The organism is Nocardioides sp. S5-5 (assembly GCF_054954065.1).
Genome location: NZ_CP199913.1, coordinates 3,129,117 through 3,150,136, shown reverse-complemented (window position 1 = coordinate 3,150,136; position 21,020 = coordinate 3,129,117). Strand labels below are relative to the sequence as shown.

Here is a 21,020-nt window from a genome sequence, read left to right as displayed (position 1 = left end):
TGGGGGCATGGACTCGCAAGCGCGGATCACCGCCGAGATCACCGAGGCGCACGCCGCGACCCCACCGGGCGCCGCGCAGCCGCGGATCGACTTCCCGCCGTACCGCAGCTCCGCGTTGCGCCACCCCACCAAGGACCTGCGCCACGCCGACCCCGAGGGGATCGAGCTGGTGGCGCCGGTGTTCGGGCACTCCGACATCGACCCGGTCGAGGCGGACCTGACCATCCAGCACGGCGGCGAGCCGATCGGCGAGCGGATGCTGCTCACCGGTCGGGTCCTCGACGGCGACGGGCGCCCGGTGCGCCACCAGCTGGTCGAGATCTGGCAGGCCAACGCGGGCGGGCGCTACATCCACAAGCGCGACCAGCACCCGGCGCCGATCGACCCGAACTTCACCGGCGTCGGGCGCTGCCTGACCGACGGTGACGGGAACTACCGGCTCACCACGATCAAGCCGGGCCCGTACCCGTGGCGCAACCACCTCAACGCCTGGCGCCCCGCCCACATCCACTTCTCGCTGTTCGGCACCGAGTTCACCCAGCGGCTGATCACGCAGATGTACTTCCCGGGCGACCCGCTGTTCGCGCTCGACCCGATCTATCAGTCGATCACCGACCAGGCTGCCCGCGACCGCCTGGTCGCGACCTACGACCACGACCTGACCACCCACGAGTGGGCGACCGGCTACCGCTGGGACATCGTCCTGACCGGCACCCACGCGACGCCCCTGGAGCGTGCCGACCATGAGTGAGACCCTCGCGCCCACCCCCGGGCAGACCATCGGCCCGTTCTTCCACGACGCGCTGCCGTACGCCGGCGGCCCCTTCCTGGTGCCCGCCGGCTCGGCCGGCGCGGTCCGTCTCCACGGCACCGTGTACGACGGCAGCGGTGCCCCCGTCCCCGACGCGCTCGTCGAGATCCGGCAGGCCGACCCGGCCGGGCGGGCGCCGCGGGTCGAGGGCTCGCTGCGCCGCGACGGCCGGTTCACCGGGTGGGGCCGGGCGGCCACCGACGCGTCCGGCCGCTACGCGTTCACGACCGTCGAGCCGGGCGGCGTCGACGGCGGGGCGGCGTTCTTCTCGGTCGTCGTCTTCGCCCGTGGACTGCTGGACCGGCTGTGTACCCGGGCCTACCTGCCGGGGGAGTCGGACGACTTCCTCGCCGGACTTCCCGCGGCCGAGGCGCAGACCCTGCGGGCCGAGCGCGACGCCGAGGGCAGTCTCCGCTTCGACATCCACCTGCAGGGCGAGCGGGAGACGGTGTTCCTGCGCTACCCGCGGCACGACGGATGAGCGACCTGCTGCGCCCCGGCGCGCACCGGGCCGCCGGGATCGCCGACGACACCGCGGTCCTGGCCGCCCTGCTGCGCGTGGAGACGGCCTGGGCGCGGGCCCTGGTCGCCGTGGGCGTCGCGAGTGACGCCGAGGCCGCGAAGGTCGCCGAGGCTGCGGCCGGACTCGACGTCGACCTGACCGCCCTGGTGGCCTCGTCCGAGGCGGCCGGGAACCCGGTCGTGCCTCTGGTCGAGCTGCTCCGCGTCGCCGCGGGCGATGCCGCGGGCGCCGTCCACCGGGGGCTCACCAGCCAGGACGTCGTCGACACCGCGCTCGTCCTCCTCGCCCGCGACGCCGTCACCCGGGTCCGGACCGACCTGGTGAGCACCGGCGACGCCCTCGCGGCGCTGGCCCGCACCCACCGCGACGACCCGGCCGTCGCGCGGACCCTCACCCAGTGGGCGGTCCCGACCACCTTCGGGCTGCGCGCCGCCCAGTGGCTGGCCGGCGTGGGCGCTGCCGTCGCCGGACTGGACGGGCTCACCTTCCCGGTGCAGTGTGGCGGTGCGGCGGGCACCCGCGCCCTGCTGGCCGACCTCGCCGGACCCGGGGCGGCGGCGGCCGCGCCGGCGCTCGCGGAGGCGCTCGGCCTGGCCGACGCCGACCTGCCCTGGCACACCCGCCGCGCTGCGCTCACCGCGATCGGCGACGCGCTCACCACCGCCACCGACGCGCTCGGCGTGGTGGCCGCCGACGTGCTGCTGCTCGGGCGTCCCGAGATGGCCGAGGTCCGTGAGGGTGCGGTGGCCGGACGGGGCGGCTCCTCGACCATGCCGCACAAGCAGAACCCGGTGCTGTCGGTGCTCGTGCATGCCGCCGCGCAGCAGGCGCCCGGCCTGGCCGCACAGCTGCACCTGTCCGCGGCGGGTGCCGTCGACGAGCGCCCCGATGGTGCCTGGCACGCCGAATGGCCTGTCGTGGCGCGGCTCCTGGCGCTCGCGGTCACCGCGGCGAGCCAGGCGGCCGAGCTGGTCGCCGGGCTGCGGGTCGACACCTCCGCGATGGCGGCCCGGGTCGACGCGGCCAGCGCGACCGGCGACCTCGACACCCGCGGCGGAACCGGCGAGGCCGGGCGCCTCGTCGACCTCGCGATCACCCGCTGGGAGGAGACCCGTGGTTGACCTGACCTTCACCCAGCTCGCCGGTGACGGCGACGCTGAGCGCGTCCTCGTCGTCGGCCCGTCCCTCGGCACCGGCGTCGCCGACCTCTGGCGCCGCTGCGCCGCGCTGCTCCCGGCGACCTGGCAGGTCGTCGGCTGGGACCTGCCCGGCCACGGCGCCGGAGCGCCCACGACGACGGCGTTCACCGTGGCGGACCTGGCCACCGCCGTCCGGGACCGGGCCACCGGGCTCGCCGCGGGGCGGCCGGTCGCCTACGCCGGCGTCTCCCTCGGCGGGGCGGTCGGCTTCACCATCGCGGTCCAGCCCGGACCGTTCGACGCGGTCGTCACGCTGGCGTCGGCCCCGCGGATCGGTACGCCGGAGGGCTGGCGCGAGCGGGCGGCACACGTCCGCAAGGCCGGGACCGCTGCCATGGTGGAGGGCTCGGCGGCCCGTTGGTTCGCGCCCGGCTTCCTCGATCGCGACCCGGCGACGGGCAGCGGCCTGCTGCTCGCCCTGCAGTCCGTCGACGACGAGTCCTACGCGCTGGCCTGCGAGGCGCTCGCGGCCCATGACATCCGGGACCGGGTCGCGTTCGCGCCGGTGCCGCTGCTGAGAGCCGGTGGAGAGCACGACGTCGTCGTGACCCCCGACCAGGTCGAGGTCGCGCTCGCGGGCGTCGCCCACCTGCCGCCCGCCGAGGACCCCGCCGCCACCGCAGACCTGATCACCACCTTCCTGGAGGCCGACCGATGACCTATGACGACCCCTTCGACGCCGGGATGAGCGTCCGCCGGGAGGTGCTCGGCGACGCGCACGTCGACCGGGCCGAGGCCGCGAAGACCGCGTTCACGCACGACTTCCAGGAGCTGATCACCCGCTATGCGTGGGGCAGCGTCTGGACCCGGCCGGGCCTGGACCGCCGCAGCCGCTCGGTCGCCGTACTGACCGCGATGATCGCGCTCGGGCACTGGGAGGAGTTCGCGATGCACGTGCGCGCGGCCCGCACCAACGGGCTCAGTGACGACGAGATCGCCGAGGTGATCTTGCAGGCCGCGATCTACTGCGGCGTCCCGGCCGCGAACCACGCCTTCGCCGTCGCCAAGGGCGTGCTGGAGGAGGAACGATGAACCGCATCACCACCGACGTCGCGATCGTCGGCGCCGGGCCCGCGGGCCTGATGCTGGCGCACCTGCTGCAGCGCGCCGGGATCGGCTCGGTCGCGATCGACATCCGCGGCCGTGAGGAGATCGAGAACACCCACCGGGCCGGGATCCTGGAGCAGGACAGCGTGCGCCTGCTGACCGAGAGCGGCGTGTCCGACCGGGTGCTGCGCGACGGCTACCGGCATGCCGGGATCGACCTCGCCTTCGGCGGCGGCGGGCACCGGATCGACTTCGAGGAGCTGGTCGGCGCCTCGGTCCAGCTCTACCCGCAGACCGACGTGTTCATCGACCTCGCCGATGCCCGTGCGCGCGACGGCGGGGACGTGCGGTTCGGCGTGAGCGAGGTGTCGGTCGCCGACATCACGGGGGACCGGCCGCTGATGAGGTTCACCGACGCGGACGGCGTACCCCACGAGGTCGCGGCACGAGTCCTGGTCGGGGCCGACGGCTCGCGCAGCATCTGCCGCCACGAGTTCCCCGAGGTGCTGCGCCGCCAGTTCTTCCGCGAGTACCCTTTCGCCTGGTTCGGCATCCTCTGCGAGGCGCCGCCCAGCAGCGAGGAGCTGATCTACAGCCACTCCGAGCGCGGCTTCGCGCTGATCAGCCAGCGCACGGAGACCCTGCAGAGGATGTACTTCCAGTGCGACCCGGCCGAGGACGTCGCCGCCTGGTCCGACGACCGGATCTGGGCGGAGCTGCAGGCCCGGGTCGGCGCCAACGGCTACGCGCTCGAGGAGGGGCCGATCACCTCCAAGGTGGTGCTGCCGTTCCGCAGCTTCGTGCAGGAGCCGATGCGGCACGGCAACCTGGTGCTCGCCGGCGACGCCGCCCACACCGTCCCGCCGACCGGCGCCAAGGGCCTCAACCTGGCGCTGGCCGACGTCCGGGTGCTCGCCGAGGAGCTCGAGCTCCACCTCCGAGGGGACGAGGTCGCACTCGACCGCTATGCCGAGCGCGCGCTGCAGCGGGTCTGGAAGGCCCAGCACTTCTCGTACTGGATGACCACGATGCTGCACCGCCTGCCCGAGGCGAGCGACTTCGACGTACGCCGGCAGGTCGGTGAGCTGACCTCGCTGGTCACCTCGACCGCCGGGTCGACCTACCTGGCGGAGGGCTACACGGGCTGGCCCTCCTGAGCCCTCAGCGTCAGTCGGGTTCTCCCTGTCCACAAGCGGGTCTCCGACGCCTTGAAGTGTCGGGGCCGGATGGGAGGATCCGGTCATGGATCTCGCCACCGCGCCTCGCTCGACAGCCCCGCCGCTGTCGCGGCTGAGCGCTGGGGTCCGGGCTCGCGAGGAGTCCCTGGTCGAGGAATGGACCACGATCGTGGAATGGGCCGTCGACCACGTCGTCGCCGGCGCTGAAGGGGCCGCGACGATCACTGCGGGCTACCTCGACACGGTGGTCCCGATCGCTGGGGACGGCACTCCGCTGGTCAGTGAGTTCGCGGTCATGGAGCTGGTCGCGGTGCTCGGCAGGTCTCCCGATGGCGGCAAGGCCTATGTCGGACGGATCCTGGAGTGTGCCTGGCGCCTGCCGAACGTGTACGCCGCCGTGGTGGCGGGACGGTTGGCGCCCTGGCGGCCGAACGGATCGCCGACCTCACCCGCCCCCTGTGCGCGGATGCTGCGGGGTTCGTGGACCGGCAGCTCTGGAACGCCTCCGGTGTCGGGTGGGCCCAGTTGGAGCGACTCGTGGCCGAGGCGGTGCTCCGGTTCGACCCCGAACACGCCGAGGCCGACCGCCGGCGTGCTACCGACCGGCGGCGTTTCGACATCGGTGCGGTCGATGAGCACGGTCTGGTCCACCTCGACGGAGTCATGGACGCCGCCGACGGACACGACCTGGACCTCGCCATCTCCCGGCGGGCCAAGACCCTCGGACGGCTCGGTGACGACTCGACGCTCGACGTGCGCCGCTCCAAGGCCGCCGCCGAACTGGCCCGCGCCGACCTCGCGTTGGACCTGTCGATCCCCGACCCGGTCACCCCGGAGGTCGCGGAGGTCGCGGAGGTCGCGGAGGCCGTGGAGCGACCGTCACGAGAGCCCGGCCGCACGGTGATCCTCAACATCCACATCACCGACACCACCCTCACCGACACCACCCTCACCGACACCACTGCTACCGGGGACAATCCGTTCGCCAGCCCGTTCGTGAATCCGGTGGGGCGCTGGGAGGGGGGCCGCTGCCCGATCTCCTCGACCCAGATCCGTGCATGGCTCCGAGCCAAGAACACGATGGTGATCGTGCGCCCGGTGATCGACCTGGCCGAGCATCACCCTGTCGGGTCCTACGAGATCCCCGACCGGCACCGCGCCCGCGTCGCGTTGCGGGATCACACGTGTCGGTTCCCGCACTGCACCCGTCCGGCCCGGCGTTGCGACCTCGACCACGCGACCCCCTTTGGGGAGGGCGGGCAGACGTGTCCGTGCAACCTCGTCCCGCTCTGTCGACGCCACCACCGCGCCAAGACTCACTCCGCCTGGCGTTACGTGACGCCGGCTCCGGCGACCTATGTGTGGACCAGCCCGGCCGGGTACCGGTTCCGCGTCGACCACCGCGGCACCCATCCCCTCCACCCACCCGACGAGTAGCCACCCCGCCCCACACCCTGCGAGTCCTCACGATCGCGGGGGCTCAGGCACGCAGGATGCGTTCAGCACCTCACGGACGCTCGCGGCGACGTACGCGTCCCACAGCGGCATCCGGCGCAGCAGGTAGTGCCCGACCGCGCCCATGTCGGTGAACTCGGCGTCGGCGACCTCGGCGGCCCGGGCGACGAAGGCCCGGGTGGCGCGGGGTGAGGTGATCCGGTCGAGGCGGCCGTGGGCGGCGCGGAGCAGCTTGCCGGTCAGCGGCGCGACCGGGTCGTCGGGCGGGAGCCAGGGGGCCAGGGCGACCACGCCACGGACGGAGGAGTGGCCGGCGACGGCGACGCCGGTGCGGGCGCCCATCGAGTGGCCGAGGACGGCGACCGGGAGGTCGTGGGTGTGGGCGATCTCGTCGAGCGCCCAGCGGGCGTCGGCGACCGGTGCGGGGGTCGCGGAGGCAGCGGCGTTCCAGCCCTTCATCCGATAGCGCAGCAGCAGCACGCCGACGTCGTCGCGGGCCACGGCGGCGGCGAGATGCCGGGCCAGGGTGCGGCCACGGCGCCAGGCCAGGCTGCGGCGGTCGAGCGGGTCGGTGCCGTGCTCGGCGCCGCCGTGCAGCACCAGCGCGATCGCCCGGGGCCGCGCGGGGAGCCAGCTGTCGGTGAACGACGGGGTGGTCATCGCCCGTGCCTCCTGAGCAGCTGGTAGGCCTCGAGGGTCGCCGCGCGCTGCTCCGCGTGGTCGACGATCGGCCCCGGGTAGTCGCCGGCGGGGTCGCTCAGCTCGGGCACCCAGCGCCGCACGTACCCGCCGTCCGGGTCGAACTTCCTGCCCTGCGTGGTCGGGTTGAAGACCCGGAAGTACGGCGCCGCGTCGGTCCCGCAGCCCGCCACCCACTGCCAGTTGTGCTGGTTGCTCGCGAGGTCGCCGTCGACCAGGTGGCGCATGAAGTGCCGGGCGCCGTGCTGCCACTCGACGTGCAGGTCCTTGACCAGGAAGGACGCGACGATCATCCGCACCCGGTTGTGCATCCAGCCCTCGGCGAGCAGCTGCCGCATCCCGGCGTCGACGATCGGGTAGCCGGTGCGTCCCGCGGCCCAGGCGTCCAGCCGGCGGCGCAGCTCGGCGCCGGTGACATAGGGCAGATCGCGCAGCTCGGGCCGGAAGTAGTCGCGCGCGGACGCCGGCCAGTGGTGCAGCACGTGCGCGTAGAACTCCCGCCAGGCCAGCTCCTTGCGGAAGGTGGCGGCGTGCGGCTCGCGCGCGTCGAGGTCTGCCAGCACCGTGCGCGGGTGGAGCGTGCCCCAGCGCAGGTCGGGGGAGAGCCGCGAGGTGGCGTCGAGGTCGGGGCGGTCGCGCACGTCGTCGTACGGCGTCCCGCGCCAGGCATCCCAGCGTGCGCGTGCCGCCGCCTCGCCCGCGTCCGGGAGGTCGACGCCGGACACGTCCGGCTCGTCGGGCAGGTCGTCGCCGGACGCGGTGACCCAGTCCGTGGCGGCCGGATCGGACTCGGCCGGCGCGCGCCAGCCGTGGGCGACCCACGCCCTGTGGAAGGGCGTGAACACCCGGTAGGGACCGCCGCCCTTGGTCAGCAGGCGGCCCGGTGCGACGGCGTACGGCGACCCGGTGCGCACCAGGGGGACCGCGCCGAGGGCCCTCTCGACGCGGGCGTCCCGGGCGGCGCCGTACGGAGCGAAGTCGGCGCTGACGTGGACCGCCTGCGCACCGACCTCCTCGACCACCGCGGGCACGACCTGCTCCGGTCGGCCGGAGCGGACCACGAGGCCCGGTCCGTGCCGGCGCAGGTCGGCGTCGAGGGCGCGCAGGGTGCGCAGCAGGTAGCCGCGGCGGACGTCGCCCGAAGGCCCCCACAGCGCGGGATCGAGCACGAACAGCGGTAGCACCGGACCGTCCGCCGCCGCGGCCAGCAGGGCCGGGTGGTCACCGAGGCGCAGGTCCCGACGGAACCACAGGATGCTCGGACTCACCCGGCCATGCTGGCAGACGGACCCTCAGGCTCCGCAGGCCGTTGGGCCCGCTGCCGACCACGAGGGCGTCCGTCATGGCTCGACCGTACGACGGCCGCGGGCTCGGGCCCCACGTCCCGAGAGGCCGGACCTCGCGGGCCGGCTTTGGTCCCGGCGCACAAGCACCACGGCGATCAGCCCGCCTCGACCAGCACCGCGCGACCCAGCCAGGGGTGGCTACCGTGGGGTCCATGCGGGTTCCCGAGTTCTCCGACGAGCAGATCGCGGCCGACCTCGCCGCCGCGGCCGCCGAGCTCGGCGAGCCGTTGACGGCGGCGGCGTACGACGGCTGGCAGCGGCAGCGAGACGCGGCCTCGCCCGCGTTGCTGATCCGCCGGTTCGGGTCGTGGAACGCCGCCTGCGCGCGCGCCCGGGTCGCCACCAACAAGACCCGCTCGACGAGCCGGAGGTGGAGCGACGACGATGTCGTGGCGATCGTCGCGCGCTATCTCGCCGAGCCCGGAAGCACCGGCTCGTTCGCCGACTATGCGTCCTGGGCCAAGGCCCAGGACGGGGTGCCGAGCGGCGCGACGCTGCGCCAGCGGTTCCCGTGGGCCGAGGTCAAGAAGCGGGCATCGGGAGGCAGATGAGCCCGGCGTGGCGCGGCGCTGCCCGCGCTGCGGACGCCCTACCTCTTCGTGCTGGTGCGCGACTGACGCTCACGCCGCGGAGTACGGGCTGGTCCGCAGCAGCGTGGCCAGGTGCGCCGCGTTGGCGGCGAGCGTCTTCGTCGTGGCGGCGGTCTTCTCGGGCTCGGGGTCGAGGTCGCGGTAGTCGGTCGACTGCATCGCCTCGCCGACCCAGTAGGTGACGCCGTTGGGCGGGATCGTGAACCCGACGTCGCTGAGCGCCTGGTAGACCTCGGCCGAGACGTGGTGCGCGCCGTCCTCGTTGCCGACGACGGCGACGCCCGCGACCTTGCCGGAGGTGAGCATCCGGCCCTCGTCATCGGTCTCGCCGAGCTCGGCGTCGAGCCGTTCGAGCACGACCTTGCACACCGAGGCCGGCTGCCCCATCCAGATCGGGGTGGCCAGCACCAGGATGTCGGCGTCCAGCACCTGCTGCCGGATCGTCGGCCACGCGTCCCCGTCGCCCTCGTCGGTGCTCACGCCGAAGGCGACGTGGTGGTCGACGATGCGCACCACGGTGCCCTGGACGTCGTACTCGGCCAGCGCCGCCAGCACTCGGCGGCCGAGCAGCTCGGAGCTGGAGGGCGCCGGGGTCGGCTTGAGCGTGCAGCACAGCACGAGGGCGCGCAGCGGTCGGTTGTTGGTGGAGTCGTCCATGCGCCGGGAGGTACCCGGGCGCCGGCCCGCCACCCGGGTCAGCTCACGGCGATCGCCAGGAGGACCACGGCGACGGCCGGGAGCGCGAGCTGGGTGATCGCGGCGCGCGCCTTGTCGGGCGACGACAGCAGCAGGACCAGGCCCGCGGCCACCATCGAGCCGGCGCCGCAGAAGACCAGGGTGGCGCCGACCGTGTCGTCGTCGGCGCCGAACGCGACGATCCCGCCGGCGGTGATGAGGGCGAGGAAGAGGGTGTAGAACCCCTGGTTGAAGGCCAGCTCCTTGGTGGCCTCAGCCTCGGCCGGGCTGGTGCCGAAGGTCGCCCGGGTGCGCGCACTGGTCCAGGTCAGCGACTCCATCACCCAGATGTATCCGTGGAGCAGGGCGGCGAGCCCGGCGAACACCAGCGCGGCAGCTCCCGTCGCACCGGTGACCGCAAGGGTCACAGAAGGCCTTCCTTCTCCAGCCAGTCCTTCGCGATCGTCGCGGCGGGCAGCTGCTCGTCGACGCTGCGGGCGTCGAGGTCGACCAGGTCCTCGGGCGACATCGCCGCGCTGACCTTGTTGATGATGCCTGCGGCCTCGTCGCTCAGGTCCTCGCCGGCGACCGGCACGACGTGGGAGGCGAGGAACAGGCCCTTGGTGTCCTCGAGGGTCACCAGGTCGTTCTTCTTGATCGACGGGTCGCCGGTGTAGATGATCGCGAGCTGGATCGAGCCGTCCTTGAGCGCCTTGACGGTGAGCGGGCCGCCGCTGTCCTCGATGGGCGTGAAGGCCACGTCGACGCCGTAGGTGTCCTTGAGGCCCTTCGGGCCGTTGGGGCGGCTCTCGGCCTCGGAGTTGGCGCCGAAGGTCATCTTCTCGGTGACCTTGGCGAGATCGTCGATGGTGGTCAGGTCGTACTTCTCGGCGAACTCCCGGGTCACGACGTAGGAGTCCTGGTCGGTGGCGGGGGACTGGTCGAGCACCTCCAGGCCCTTGTCGTGCGCCGCGTCCTCGAGCTCGGCATAGACGTCGTCGGCGAGGCGGGCCGTGGTGTCGGGCTTCCAGACCTGCAGCAGCGGGCCGGTGTACTCGGGGAACAGGTCGATCGAGCCGTTCTCGATCTCGGGCAGGTAGACCTCGCGCTGGCCGATCCGGAAGTCACGCTGGACCGTGAAGTCGGCGGCCTCGAGCGCCTGGGCGTAGGCCTCGGCGATGATCTCGTTGGAGTAGTAGTCCTGGGAGCCGATCACGATCGTGTCGCCGCCTGCGTTGTTGCTGTCGCCGCTGCTGAGCGGGTCGTCGCTGCCGCACGCGGTCAGGGACAGCGCGGCGGCCGCGACCAGGGCGAGACCGAGCGGCGTGGATCGGCGCGGGGTGCGGGTCATGAGGGAACCTTTCGGGTGGTGGGGCGGCTGGTCCGCTGGAGGGCAGCCATGGTGAGGTCGAGCAGGAGGGCCAGCGCGGCGACGAGCAGCGCGCCGGCGAGCATCTCGTCGTACTGGCGGGACTTGAGGCCGGCGAAGAGATAGCGGCCCAGGCCGGTGTCGGAGATGTACGCCGCCAGCGTGGCCGTCGCGACGACCTGCAGCAGTGCCGCGCGGACCCCGCCGAGGATCACGTCGGCGCCGAGCGGGACCTCGACCCGGACGACCAGCTGCCACTCGCTCATGCCGACGGCGCGAGCGGCGTCGACGGCCCCCCGGTCGGCAGCCTCGACGCCGGCGTAGGCGCCGGCCAGCAGCGAGGGGAAGGCGAGGGCGACCAGCGCCAGCAGTGGGGCCTGGAGGCCGATGCCGAGGGCCAGGCCGAGCAGGGTGAGCAGGCCGAGGGTCGGGACCGCGCGCACCGCGCCGGCGAGCGCGACCACGACCAGCCGGCCGCGGCCGGTGTGGCCGATCAGGATGCCGAGGGGCAGTGCCAGCACGGCCGCGATCGCGACGGCCGCGAAGGTGACGAGCAGGTGCTGCACGATCCGGTGGTCGATCCCGGTCGGGCCGCCCCAGTGAGCGCCGTCGGTGATCCAGGCCAGGGCGTCGCCGAAGAGGTTCACGTCGTCGCCCCCGTGGGGATGGCGGCCCGCCAGGGCGTGACCAGCCGGCCCGACGCGACGAGCAGCAGGTCGAGGACCACGGCGAGCAGCATGGTGGCGACGACGCCGGTGAGGATCTCGGCGCGGATGCCGCGCTGGAAGCCGTCGGTGAGCAGGTTGCCGAGGCTGGAGATGCCGACCAGGGCGCCGATCGTGACCAGGCTGACCGTGCTGACCGTGATCACCCGCACGCCCGACAGCAGCACGGGGACGGCGAGCGGCAGGTCGACCCTCCAGAACAGCCCGGAGCGCGAGTAGCCCATCGCCTCGGCCGCCTCGCGCACCCGGCCGTCGACGGAGCGGAACGCGTCGGCCGCCGTGCCGGCGAGCAGGGCGGTGCCGTAGACGGCCAGCGCCACGACCAGCGTGAGGCCCGAGCGCAGCGGGATGCCGAGCAGGACCGGGATCACGATGAGCAGCGGCAGCGCGGGCACGGAGTAGAGCAGGCTGGCGGTGCCGAGGACGACGGTGCCGGCACGCGGCCATCGCCAGGCGACCCGGCCGAGCACGACCGCGACCAGGACGCTGATCACGATGGCGGGCACCGACAGCCGGACGTGCTGGACCAGCATGTCCACGACGTAGGCGCGGTTGGCGTCGAGCCAGCTCACTCGAGCACCCCGACCGGCCGCCCGTCGCCGTCGACCACGACGTTGCGGCCCTCGATGCCGACGGTGCGCAGCGCCCGCTCGGCGCGGTCGGCCCCGATGAAGTCGCGCACGAAGCCGTCGGCGGGCGCGGCCACGATCTGCTGGGGCGTGCCGGCCTGCGCGACGATCCCGCCGGTGCGCAGGATCACCACCTCGTCGCCGAGCCGGAAGGCCTCGTCGATGTCATGGGTGACCAGCACGATGGTCTTGCCGAGCTCGGCCTGCAGCTGGAGCAGCTGGTCCTGCAGCCCGCGCCGCACGATCGGGTCGACGGCGCCGAAGGGCTCGTCCATGAGCAGCACGTTGGGGTCCGCGGCCAGCGCCCGCGCCACGGCGACCCGCTGCTGCTGGCCGCCCGAGAGCTGCGCCGGGTAGCGCCTCCCCAGCGCGGGGTCGATCCCGACCCGCTCCAGCAGCGCGAGCGCGGCCGCGCGGGCCGTGCGCTTCGGCGTACCGGTGAGGACCGGGACGGTCGCGACGTTGTCGACCACCCGCCGATGGGGGAGCAGGCCCCCGGCCTGGGGGACGTACCCGATCGAGCGGCGCAGCTCGACCTTGTCGAGCTCGTGGACGTCGCGCTCGTCGATCAGCACCGAGCCGGTGGTCGGCTCGACCATCCGGTTGACCATCCGCATCAGGGTGGTCTTGCCGGACCCGGACGTGCCGACCAGCGCGAGCGTGCGGTGGGAGGGGACGGCGCACGAGAAGCCCGTCACCGCGACGGTGCCGTCGGGGTAGGTCTTGCCGACGTCTCGGAACTCGATCCCCATGCGGGGAACCCTACGGTGCGGCGGGGACAACGGGGAGGACCCGCGCGCCAGTCGCGGCCGGGCACGGTGACAGGGCCGTGCTACGCGCCGCCGTCGCTTCAGGCCTCGACGGCGGCCCGGAAGTCCGGTACGACGGCGCTCACAGCGCGGCCGCCAGCTCGGTGCCCTGCTTGATCGCGCGCTTGGCGTCCAGCTCGGCGGCGACGTCGGCGCCGCCGATCAGATGCACGGCGCCGGGGAACCCGCCGGACACCAGGTCGTCGTACAGGCCGCGGACCGACTCCTGGCCGGCGCAGACGACGACGTGGTCGACGTCGAGCACCTGTGGAGATCCGTCGACCGTGACGTGCAGGCCCGCGTCGTCGATCCGGTCGTAGGTGACGCCGCTGAGCTGGTGGACGCCGAGGTCCTTGACGGCGGCGCGATGCACCCAGCCGGAGGTCTTGCCGAGGCCCTTGCCCTGCGCGGACTCCTTGCGCTGGAGCAGCCAGACCTCGCGCTTCGGCGTGCGGGGAGTCTTGTCGGTGACCCCGCCGCGGACGACGGCCGGGTCGGCGACGCCCCAGTGGGCCTTCCACTCCTCCAGCGTCTCGGGGGTGTGGGCCAGCAGCTCGGTCACGTCGAAGCCGATGCCGCCCGCGCCCAGCACCGCGACCTTCGCGCCGATCTCGATGTGCCCGGTGATCGCGTCCGGGTAGGACACCACCTTGGCGTGGTCGATGCCGGGGATCGCCGGGGTGCGGGGCGCGACACCGGTGGCGACCACGACCTCGTCGTACCCGCTGAGCAGCTCGGGGGTCGCGTGGGTGGACAGCTTCACGTTGACGCCGAGGACCTCCATCCGGCGGCGGAAGTAGCGCAGCGTCTCGGCGAACTCCTCCTTGCCGGGGATCTGCATCGCCAGCCGGAACTGCCCGCCCAGCTCGTCGGCCGCCTCGAACAGGGTCACGTCGTGCCCGCGCTCGGCGGCGCTGACGGCGGTCGCGAGACCGGCCGGTCCGCCGCCGACGACGGCGACCCGCCGGGCCCGGCGGGTGGGGCTCAGCACCAGCGTGGTCTCGTGGCAGGCGCGCGGGTTCACCAGGCAGGACGCGCGCTTGGCCTGGAAGGTGTGGTCGAGGCAGGCCTGGTTGCAGCCGATGCAGGTGTTGATCTCGTCGGCCCGGCCGTCGCGGGCCTTGGCGACGAGGTCGGCGTCGGCGAGGAACGGGCGCGCCATCGAGACCAGGTCGACGCCCCGCTCCAGCACCGACTCCGCGACGTCGGGGGTGTTGATCCGGTTGCTCGCGCACACCGGGATCGAGACCTCGGCCTTGAGCCGCAGCGTGCTGTCGACCCACGCGCCGCGCGGGACGCTGGTGACGATCGTGGGCACCCGTGCCTCGTGCCAGCCGATGCCGGTGTTGATGACGCTCGCGCCGGCCTCCTCGACCTTGTGCGCGAGGTCGACGGTCTCCGCCCAGGTCTGGCCGTCGGGGACCAGGTCGAGCAGCGACATCCGGTACATGACGAAGAAGTCCGGCAGCTCCTGGCGGATCCGGCGCACGATCTCGACGGGGAAGCGCATCCGGTTCTCGGCCGACCCGCCCCACTCGTCGGTACGACGGTTGGTGCGCACCGCGAGGAACTGGTTGATCAGGTAGCCCTCGGAGCCCATGATCTCGATGCCGTCGTAGCCGGCCTTCCGCGCCAGCTGCGCGGACGCGACGAAGTCGTCGATGGTCTTCTCGACCGCCCGGCCGGACAGCGCGGACGCCTTGAACGGCGTGATCGGCGACGTGGTCGCGCTCGCCGAGACACTGAACGGCGTATAGCCGTAGCGCCCCGCGTGCAGGATCTGGAGCGCGATCCTCCCGCCGTTCTCGTGGACCGCGTCGGTGACCCGCTGGTGCCGGTGGGCGTTGAGCCGGGTCGTCATCTGCGAGCCGAACGGCAGCAGCCAGCCGCGGACGTTGGGGGAGTAGCCGCCGGTGACGATGAGACCGACGCCGCCGGCCGCGCGCTCCGCGAAGTACGCCGCCAGCTCGTCGATGTGCCACGGCCGGTCCTCGAGGCCGGTGTGCATCGAGCCCATCACCGCGCGGGACTGGAGCTGCAGGCCGCCGACCGTGGCCGGGGTCGTGAGCAGGGGATAGGCGGTCATCGGGACTCCTTGCGGGTGTGGGCGTCGAGGTACTCGGTCAGCCAGCGGATCCAGAACTCCTCCATGAGGAGTCCGCCGCGCAGCACGAGGTAGATGTCGAGGTCGGCGTCGGCCAGCGCGCCGGGGTCGGGGAAGTCGCGGGCGGCGAGGTACTCGTAGAGCGAGAGCCGCTTGGTGTGCTCGTCGAGCTGGCGACGCAGGTCGTCGAGGAGCGCCGCCCGGTCGCCGTACGACGCCCCGCGCATCTTGACGCTCACGCTGCTGCGCATCGCGTCGGGCGTGGTCGGCTCGCCGATCCAGCGGGCCAGCTCGGCCCGGCCGGTCTCGGTGACCCCGTAGACCTTCTTGGTGGGGCGGTCGGCCTGGGCGACGGCCTCGGACGTGATCCAGCCGTCCCCCTCCATCCGGCCCAGGACGCGGTAGATCTGCTGGTGCGTCGCGGACCAGAAGAAGCCGATCGACGCGTCGAAGCGCCGGACCAGGTCGGAGCCGGAGGCGGCGCGTTCGCTCAACGACACGAGGATCGCGTGCTCGAGGGCCATGGCGTCAGCATGCCGCAGCCGAGGTGGCTATGCAACTAGTTGCGCAACTCGTTTCACGAGGCGCCGGTCACGTCGTCACCGCGCGCGGCGCTGGGCCCGGAACTCCTTCATCCGCCGGACGTATCCGCGCAGCCGCAGGGCGGACACCGGGCGCGGCCAATCCGTCGCGCGGAACCACGCGTCCGAGCCGCCATCGACGAAGACGACGCTGCCGCAGAGGAAGTCGGCCGCGTCCGAGAGCATGAACACCACCCAGTCGGCGAGCTGGCCGGGGTCGCCGAAGCCGCCGATCGGCACCGGGAACGCCTTGATCCGCCGGGCTTCCGCGGGGGTCGCGAGCTGCTGCTCCAGCAGCGGGGTGCGGATCGCGCCGGGGGCGAGGGCGTTGAGCCGGATGCCCGCGCCGGCCCAGCCCGGGGTGACCGCCTCGCGGCGGACCCACTGGCTGACGGCGATCTTGCTGGCGCCGTACGCGAAGGACGGCGCCATCCTCCCGAAGCGGCGGAGCGTGCCGAGAGCCCGGGGCACGTCGTGGTCCAGCAGGGCGCGGACCGCCCGGCGGGGCACCATCGGCATGGTCGTGGTCGAGTTGCTGGAGAACACGACGACCTTGGCCCGCTCGGCCGCGGCGAGCGCGGGGCGCCAGGCGTCGAGCAGCTCGACGACGCCGAGATAGTTGACCTCCGCGATCAGCCGCGCGCGGTCGCGGCCGGGCGCGGGGCCGAGGCCGGCGGCCAGCACCGCGCCGTCGAGGACGCCGCCGGCGAGCTCGAGGACGGTGGCGGCCGCCGTACGCCGGCCGTCGGGGGTGGACAGGTCGGCCGCGACGTCGGCCTGGTCGAGGTCGACCCCGATGACGGTGTGGCCGTCGACGACGAGGCGCTCGACGACCGCCGCGCCCATGCCGGAGGCGGCGCCGGTGACTGCGTAGGTACCCACGACCCGAACTCTAGAACAGGTTCTAGTCTGGTGCTGCGGTACGCTGGCGGCACCGCCGGACGTCGTGGAGCGACTCCACCCCCCGGCGACGTACGCCCGACCGGCGCCCTCCCGCAGCAGCGCGAGCCGTCGGCGGAACCTGCCGAAGAAACCTGCGCCGCCGGCTGTCGGCGGCTCGCTGGGAAGGACACCTGTGGCTCGAGGAGGCCAGCGGGGAGCGACGCAGCAGCGTCGCAACTCGCAGTCGGCGCGGACGCGTCGCAACGAAGAGGGCATCATCCCGCAGCTGGCTCGCGCGGTGCGCGAGGTGGAGGCGGCGGTAGCGCGGCGCTCGGCGATGCCGGAGGTGCGCGCGAAGTTCCAGGTCGTCGCGCTGCTGGCGCGCGAGGAGCGGGCCCGGGTCAAGACCGACCCCGGCCTGTCCGACGGCCGGCGGGGCGAGGAGCTCAAGCGGCTCGACGGGATCGCGACCATCCTGGCCCAGACGGCGGCCCGCGACAGCACGCTGTTCACGCTGCTCGACGAGAACGCCGAGGTGTCCGAGTCGGCCAAGGCGATGCGGCGCGAGCTGCTGCGCAAGGCGGGGGTCGACGAGCCGGAGCCCGAGCCGGCGCCGATCGTCGTCGACCCCGAGCTGGCGGCGCTCGCCGACAAGCGGGTCACCCCGCTGTCGGTGCAGGCCTACCAGCTCTCGCACCCCTTCCTCGCGCCCGACTTCGCGCACGCCCAGGGCAAGGTCTCGCCGCGCCGGCTGGCCGGCTGGGAGCTGCTCGAGCCGCTGTTCCGCTCCTTCGAGCGGGCCGCGCCCGACGCGCCGGCCTGCATGCCGCTGCCCGCCGCCGACCAGCTCACCGCACTGACCGGCCGGCACGCGCCGGTCGGTCGCGAGCTGATGGAGCACCAGGCCCAGCTGATCGCCTCGGCCGCCGAGGGGCATCGCACCTACCTGCTCGCCGACGAGCCGGGCCTCGGCAAGACCGCCCAGGCACTGCTGGCCGCCGAGGCCGCCGGCGCGTTCCCGCTGCTCGCGGTGGTGCCCAATGTCGTCAAGACCAACTGGGCGCGCGAGGTCGAGATCTGGACGCCGAACCGTCGCGCCACCGTGCTCCACGGCGACGGCGACGACGCCGACGGCTTCGCCGACGTGTTCGTCGTCAACTACGAGATCCTGGATCGCCACGTCGGCTGGCTCGGCACCCACGGCTTCCGCGGCATGATCGTCGACGAGGCCCACTACATCAAGAACAAGACCTCCCAGCGCTCCCAGAACGTGCTGGAGATCGCCTCGCGGATCCGGTCGCGGATCGCGCGGCCGCTGATGATGGCGCTCACCGGCACCCCGCTGATCAACGACATCGAGGACTTCCGGGCGATCTGGCAGTTCCTCGGCTGGATCGACGAGATCGTGCCGCGGGGCTGCCTGATGGAGGCGCTGGAGGAGACCGGGCTGACCCCGGCCGACCCCGCCTTCTACCCGGCTGCCCGCCGCTCGGTCATCGAGCAGGGCATCGTCCGGCGCCGCAAGATCGACGTCGCCGCCGACATCCCGGCCCGCCGGGTCGCCGACATCCCGGTCGAGCTCGAGGGCGAGGCCGGCCGCTCCATCCGCAAGGCCGAGCAGGAGCTGGCCCGCCGGATGGTGGAGCGGTACGACGCCGCGATCGCCACCCGCCGTACCGGCGCCGAGGTCGAGGGCATCGACCACCGCCTGGTCCGCCAGGTCGCCGGCTGGGAGCGCGAGGACAACTCGGCCAAGACCGGCGAGAACGTCTTCACGATGATGCGCCGGATCGGTCAGGCCAAGGCCGGCCTCGCGGCCGACTACACCGCCCAGCTGGCGCGCAACGTCGGCAAGGTCGTGTTCTTCGCCAAGCACATCGACGTGATGGACACCGCCGAGCGGACCTTCGCCGAGCGCGGCATCACGTACAGCTCGGTGCGCGGCGACCAGAGCTCCACGACCCGGCAGAAGGAGATCGACGCCTTCGTCAACGACGCGGGTGTCCAGGTCGCGGTCTGCTCGCTCACCGCGGCCGGCGTGGGGCTCAACTTGCAGGTCGCCTCCAACCTGGTGCTCGCCGAGCTCTCCTGGACCGACGCCGAGCAGACCCAGGCCATCGACCGGGTCCACCGGATCGGTCAGGCCGAGCCGGTCACCGCGTGGCGGGTGATCGCCACGCAGACCCTCGACACCCGGATCGCCGAGCTGATCGACAAGAAGGCCGGGCTCGCCGCCCGCGCCCTCGACGGCGCCGGCGAGGAGGTCGAGGGCGGGGCCATCGACCTGCAGACCGAGGCCCTGGTCGCGCTGCTCACCGCCGCGCTCGAGGCGCGCGGGGACTGATGTCACACTCCGCCGACCCGTCTCGTCCCCCTGTCATGGAGATCGCAGTGGCAGGGGGCACGGGACTGGTCGGCGCGATGGTGGTCGAGGAGGTGCGACGCACCGGCGCCACCCCGGTCGTCATCGCCCGCTCGCGCGGCATCGACCTCACCACCGGCGCCGGGCTGGCCGAGGCCCTCGACGGCGTGGACGCCGTCATCGACGCGAGCAACGTCGACACGCTGAGCGCGAAGCGGTCGACCGCCTTCTTCGAGGCCGCCACCGGCCACCTGCTGGCCGCGGGCGCCGCGGCCGGGGTGCGCCACCACGTGACGCTGTCCATCGTCGGGTGCGACCGGGTGGACCTGCCGTACTACCTGGGCAAGCGCCGTCAGGAGGCGCTCGTGGCCGCCGGCCCGGTGCCGTGGTCGGTGCTGCGCGCCACCCAGTTCCACGAGTTCGCCGAGCAGCTGGTCGAGCGCAGCCCGCGGCCGTTCGCGATGGCGCTGCGGATGCGCAGCCAGCCGGTCGCGGCCCGCGAGGTCGCCGCCGCGCTGGTGGCCGCCGCGCTCGGCGAGCCCGCCGGGCTGCTGCCCGACCTGGGCGGCCCGCGCCCGGAGGACATGGGCCGGATGGTGCGCGACCTGGTTCGGGCGCGCGGGCCGCGGCGGCTCGTCGTACCCGTGCCGATGGCGGGCCGGGCCGGTGGCCAGGTCAGGGCCGGCGGGCTGCTGCCGGGTGACGGCGCGACCCTGGGTGCCGAGACCTTCGACGAGTGGCTGGCTCGTGCGTGAGGGCCTCGCGGAGGAGTACGACGCCCTGCGGCCCCGCATGGTCCGCGTCGCCTACGCCATCCTCGGCAGCCGCGCCGAGGCCGAGGACGTGGTCGCCGACTGCTGGACCCGGCTCGTCGAGGCCGACGCCCGCGAGCCGGTCCGCGACCTCACCGGCTGGCTGACCGTCACCGTCGCCCGCGCGGCCACCGACGTGCTGCGCTCGGCCCGGGTCCGCCGTGAGGAGTACGTCGGCCCCTGGCTGCCCGAGCCCTATGTCGCCGAGTCCCTGGACCCGGCCGACCGGGTCACTCTCGACGAGACGGTGAGCTATGCGCTGGCCGTCGTCCTCGAGTCGCTCTCGCCGGCCGAGCGGACCGCCTGGGTGCTGCACGACGTGTTCGGGATGGGGTTCGCCGAGGTCGCCGCCGTGGTCGGCCGCACCCCGGCCGCGGTGCGCCAGCTCGCCTCCCGGGCCCGGGCCCACCTCGCCGCCCAGCCGGCCCGGTTCGAGGTCGACCGCACCGCCCATGAGGCGGTCCTCGGCCGGTTCCTCGCCGCGGCCGCCGGCGGCGACCTCACCGCGCTGCTGGAGACCCTCGACCCCGACGTCGTGCTCACCTCCGACGGCGGCGGCGTGGTCAGCTCGGCGCGGCGGCCGGTCCGTGGCGCCGACCGGGTGGCGCGGTTCCTGGCGGGTCTGGTCGCGAAGTACGTCGGCGACGCCGAGGTCGAGCTGGTCGAGGCCAACGGCGCCCCGGCGATCGCGCTGCGCGAGGACGGCGTGCTGACGTCGTTGATGGTGCTCACCGTCGCGGGCGACCGGGCGACCCGGGTCGACGTGCTGCGGGCGCCGGCCAAGCTGGCGGCGGCCGATCTCACGCGCGGTTGAGGCGCAGCCCGTCCGGCACCTGGTCCGGGCTGTCGGCGTAGGCGTTCATGGCGTGCGTCGCCCGGCGGAAGTACGCCGAGATCGAGCGCCCGGTGTGCCCGTCGATGCCGACGTCGGCGAGGGCCTGGTCGAAGAGCTCGAGGCAGGCCTCGTCGAGGTCGGGATGCTCGCCGTTGCCGGCGTGCAGCCGCTGCATCGAGCTCTCGTCGCCGTAGCCCGCGGTGTAGAGCGGAGGGCCGCCCAGCGCCTCGCTGAGGTACGCCGCCAGCCGCTCGTCGTGGTGCGGGTGCATCTCGTGCTCGAAGGGATGGGCGGCGATCGGGTCGGCGAGGCACAGGTCGTGCCAGCGCACACACAGGTCGAGGAGGGCGTCGAAGCCGCCGGCCTGCTCGTAGAGCGTGGTCACGCGA

General features: G+C 73.6%; 23 protein-coding genes. 11 read left to right on the top strand and 12 right to left on the bottom strand.

The window, feature by feature from the left end; genetic code table 11:
• The first annotated feature begins 7 nt into the window (after positions 1–7).
• The 7 genes from pcaH to ACUP6Y_RS14925 all read left to right on the top strand — a co-directional run bounded on the left by pcaH (position 8) and on the right by ACUP6Y_RS14925 (position 6,195).
• Complete coding sequence (gene pcaH, locus ACUP6Y_RS14955) at positions 8–751, top strand: protocatechuate 3,4-dioxygenase subunit beta (RefSeq protein WP_462551541.1); 744 nt, start codon at positions 8–10, stop codon at positions 749–751.
• Positions 744–1,292, top strand: coding sequence for a protocatechuate 3,4-dioxygenase subunit alpha (pcaG, locus tag ACUP6Y_RS14950; protein ID WP_462551540.1), 549 nt, complete (start codon positions 744–746; stop codon positions 1,290–1,292). Before pcaH ends, pcaG begins: the two co-directional genes overlap by 8 nt.
• Positions 1,289–2,455: a lyase family protein gene (locus ACUP6Y_RS14945; RefSeq protein WP_462551539.1), complete on the top strand. Its 1,167-nt coding sequence runs from the start codon at positions 1,289–1,291 to the stop codon at positions 2,453–2,455. Before pcaG ends, ACUP6Y_RS14945 begins: the two co-directional genes overlap by 4 nt.
• On the top strand, positions 2,448–3,191 hold the full coding sequence (locus tag ACUP6Y_RS14940) for an alpha/beta fold hydrolase (RefSeq protein WP_462551538.1): 744 nt from the start codon (positions 2,448–2,450) through the stop codon (positions 3,189–3,191). Before ACUP6Y_RS14945 ends, ACUP6Y_RS14940 begins: the two co-directional genes overlap by 8 nt.
• Entirely contained in the window at positions 3,188–3,565 is a 378-nt protein-coding gene (gene pcaC / locus ACUP6Y_RS14935; protein ID WP_462551537.1) for a 4-carboxymuconolactone decarboxylase, read from the top strand. Before ACUP6Y_RS14940 ends, pcaC begins: the two co-directional genes overlap by 4 nt.
• Positions 3,562–4,737 carry a 4-hydroxybenzoate 3-monooxygenase gene (locus tag ACUP6Y_RS14930; protein ID WP_462551536.1) on the top strand — a complete coding sequence of 392 codons (1,176 nt, stop codon included), beginning with the start codon at positions 3,562–3,564 and terminating at the stop codon, positions 4,735–4,737. Before pcaC ends, ACUP6Y_RS14930 begins: the two co-directional genes overlap by 4 nt.
• Before the next feature lie 501 nt (positions 4,738–5,238).
• Positions 5,239–6,195 (top strand): HNH endonuclease signature motif containing protein, encoded by a 957-nt coding sequence (locus tag ACUP6Y_RS14925; RefSeq protein ID WP_462551535.1) that lies wholly within the window; start codon positions 5,239–5,241, stop codon positions 6,193–6,195.
• Positions 6,196–6,222: 27 nt separating this feature from the next.
• On the opposite strand, the gene ACUP6Y_RS14920 is transcribed toward ACUP6Y_RS14925, so the two are convergent.
• Complete coding sequence (locus tag ACUP6Y_RS14920) at positions 6,223–6,873, bottom strand: alpha/beta hydrolase (protein ID WP_462551534.1); 651 nt, start codon at positions 6,871–6,873, stop codon at positions 6,223–6,225.
• A complete protein-coding gene (locus ACUP6Y_RS14915) occupies positions 6,870–8,180 on the bottom strand; it encodes a cryptochrome/photolyase family protein (protein WP_462551532.1) in 1,311 nt (436 codons plus the stop codon). Before ACUP6Y_RS14915 ends, ACUP6Y_RS14920 begins: the two co-directional genes overlap by 4 nt.
• Before the next feature lie 230 nt (positions 8,181–8,410).
• Here ACUP6Y_RS14915 and ACUP6Y_RS14910 point away from each other — a divergent pair, with 230 nt between their 5' ends.
• The gene (locus ACUP6Y_RS14910) at positions 8,411–8,809 is read left to right on the top strand and encodes a homing endonuclease associated repeat-containing protein (protein ID WP_462551531.1); all 399 of its coding nucleotides are present in this window, start codon (positions 8,411–8,413) and stop codon (positions 8,807–8,809) included.
• 69 nt (positions 8,810–8,878) lie between these two features.
• Here the strand turns inward: ACUP6Y_RS14910 and ACUP6Y_RS14905 are convergent, their stop codons facing one another.
• The 9 genes from ACUP6Y_RS14905 to ACUP6Y_RS14865 form a co-directional block, all read right to left on the bottom strand.
• The gene (locus ACUP6Y_RS14905) at positions 8,879–9,505 is read right to left on the bottom strand and encodes a flavodoxin family protein (protein WP_462551530.1); all 627 of its coding nucleotides are present in this window, start codon (positions 9,503–9,505) and stop codon (positions 8,879–8,881) included.
• A 38-nt stretch (positions 9,506–9,543) separates the two neighbouring features.
• Positions 9,544–9,951: a DUF1304 domain-containing protein gene (locus ACUP6Y_RS14900; protein WP_462551529.1), complete on the bottom strand. Its 408-nt coding sequence runs from the start codon at positions 9,949–9,951 to the stop codon at positions 9,544–9,546.
• Positions 9,948–10,874, bottom strand: coding sequence for an ABC transporter substrate-binding protein (locus ACUP6Y_RS14895; RefSeq protein WP_462551528.1), 927 nt, complete (start codon positions 10,872–10,874; stop codon positions 9,948–9,950). The genes ACUP6Y_RS14900 and ACUP6Y_RS14895 overlap by 4 nt, the downstream gene beginning before the upstream one ends.
• The gene (locus ACUP6Y_RS14890) at positions 10,871–11,539 is read right to left on the bottom strand and encodes an ABC transporter permease (protein ID WP_462551527.1); all 669 of its coding nucleotides are present in this window, start codon (positions 11,537–11,539) and stop codon (positions 10,871–10,873) included. The genes ACUP6Y_RS14895 and ACUP6Y_RS14890 overlap by 4 nt, the downstream gene beginning before the upstream one ends.
• Positions 11,536–12,189, bottom strand: coding sequence for an ABC transporter permease (locus ACUP6Y_RS14885; RefSeq protein ID WP_462551526.1), 654 nt, complete (start codon positions 12,187–12,189; stop codon positions 11,536–11,538). The genes ACUP6Y_RS14890 and ACUP6Y_RS14885 overlap by 4 nt, the downstream gene beginning before the upstream one ends.
• A complete protein-coding gene (locus ACUP6Y_RS14880; protein ID WP_462551525.1) occupies positions 12,186–12,998 on the bottom strand; it encodes an ATP-binding cassette domain-containing protein in 813 nt (270 codons plus the stop codon). The genes ACUP6Y_RS14885 and ACUP6Y_RS14880 overlap by 4 nt, the downstream gene beginning before the upstream one ends.
• A 139-nt stretch (positions 12,999–13,137) precedes the next feature.
• The gene (locus ACUP6Y_RS14875; protein WP_462551524.1) at positions 13,138–15,141 is read right to left on the bottom strand and encodes an FAD-dependent oxidoreductase; all 2,004 of its coding nucleotides are present in this window, start codon (positions 15,139–15,141) and stop codon (positions 13,138–13,140) included.
• Positions 15,138–15,683 (bottom strand): PadR family transcriptional regulator, encoded by a 546-nt coding sequence (locus ACUP6Y_RS14870; protein ID WP_462551523.1) that lies wholly within the window; start codon positions 15,681–15,683, stop codon positions 15,138–15,140. The genes ACUP6Y_RS14875 and ACUP6Y_RS14870 overlap by 4 nt, the downstream gene beginning before the upstream one ends.
• Positions 15,684–15,758: 75 nt before the next feature.
• A complete protein-coding gene (locus ACUP6Y_RS14865) occupies positions 15,759–16,622 on the bottom strand; it encodes an SDR family oxidoreductase (protein WP_462551522.1) in 864 nt (287 codons plus the stop codon).
• A 193-nt stretch (positions 16,623–16,815) separates the two neighbouring features.
• On the opposite strand from ACUP6Y_RS14865, the gene ACUP6Y_RS14860 reads away from it, so the two are divergent.
• From ACUP6Y_RS14860 to sigJ, 3 genes are read left to right on the top strand one after another with little or no spacing between them, the layout of a single operon-like run.
• Complete coding sequence (locus tag ACUP6Y_RS14860) at positions 16,816–18,966, top strand: DEAD/DEAH box helicase (protein ID WP_462551521.1); 2,151 nt, start codon at positions 16,816–16,818, stop codon at positions 18,964–18,966.
• Positions 18,967–19,001: 35 nt separating this feature from the next.
• Entirely contained in the window at positions 19,002–19,739 is a 738-nt protein-coding gene (locus tag ACUP6Y_RS14855; protein WP_462551520.1) for an SDR family oxidoreductase, read from the top strand.
• Positions 19,732–20,610 carry an RNA polymerase sigma factor SigJ gene (gene sigJ / locus ACUP6Y_RS14850; protein WP_462551519.1) on the top strand — a complete coding sequence of 293 codons (879 nt, stop codon included), beginning with the start codon at positions 19,732–19,734 and terminating at the stop codon, positions 20,608–20,610. Before ACUP6Y_RS14855 ends, sigJ begins: the two co-directional genes overlap by 8 nt.
• Here sigJ and ACUP6Y_RS14845 read toward each other — a convergent pair.
• Entirely contained in the window at positions 20,597–21,016 is a 420-nt protein-coding gene (locus tag ACUP6Y_RS14845; RefSeq protein WP_462551518.1) for a globin domain-containing protein, read from the bottom strand. The genes sigJ and ACUP6Y_RS14845 overlap by 14 nt on opposite strands.
• Between the last annotated feature and the right edge of the window lie 4 nt (positions 21,017–21,020).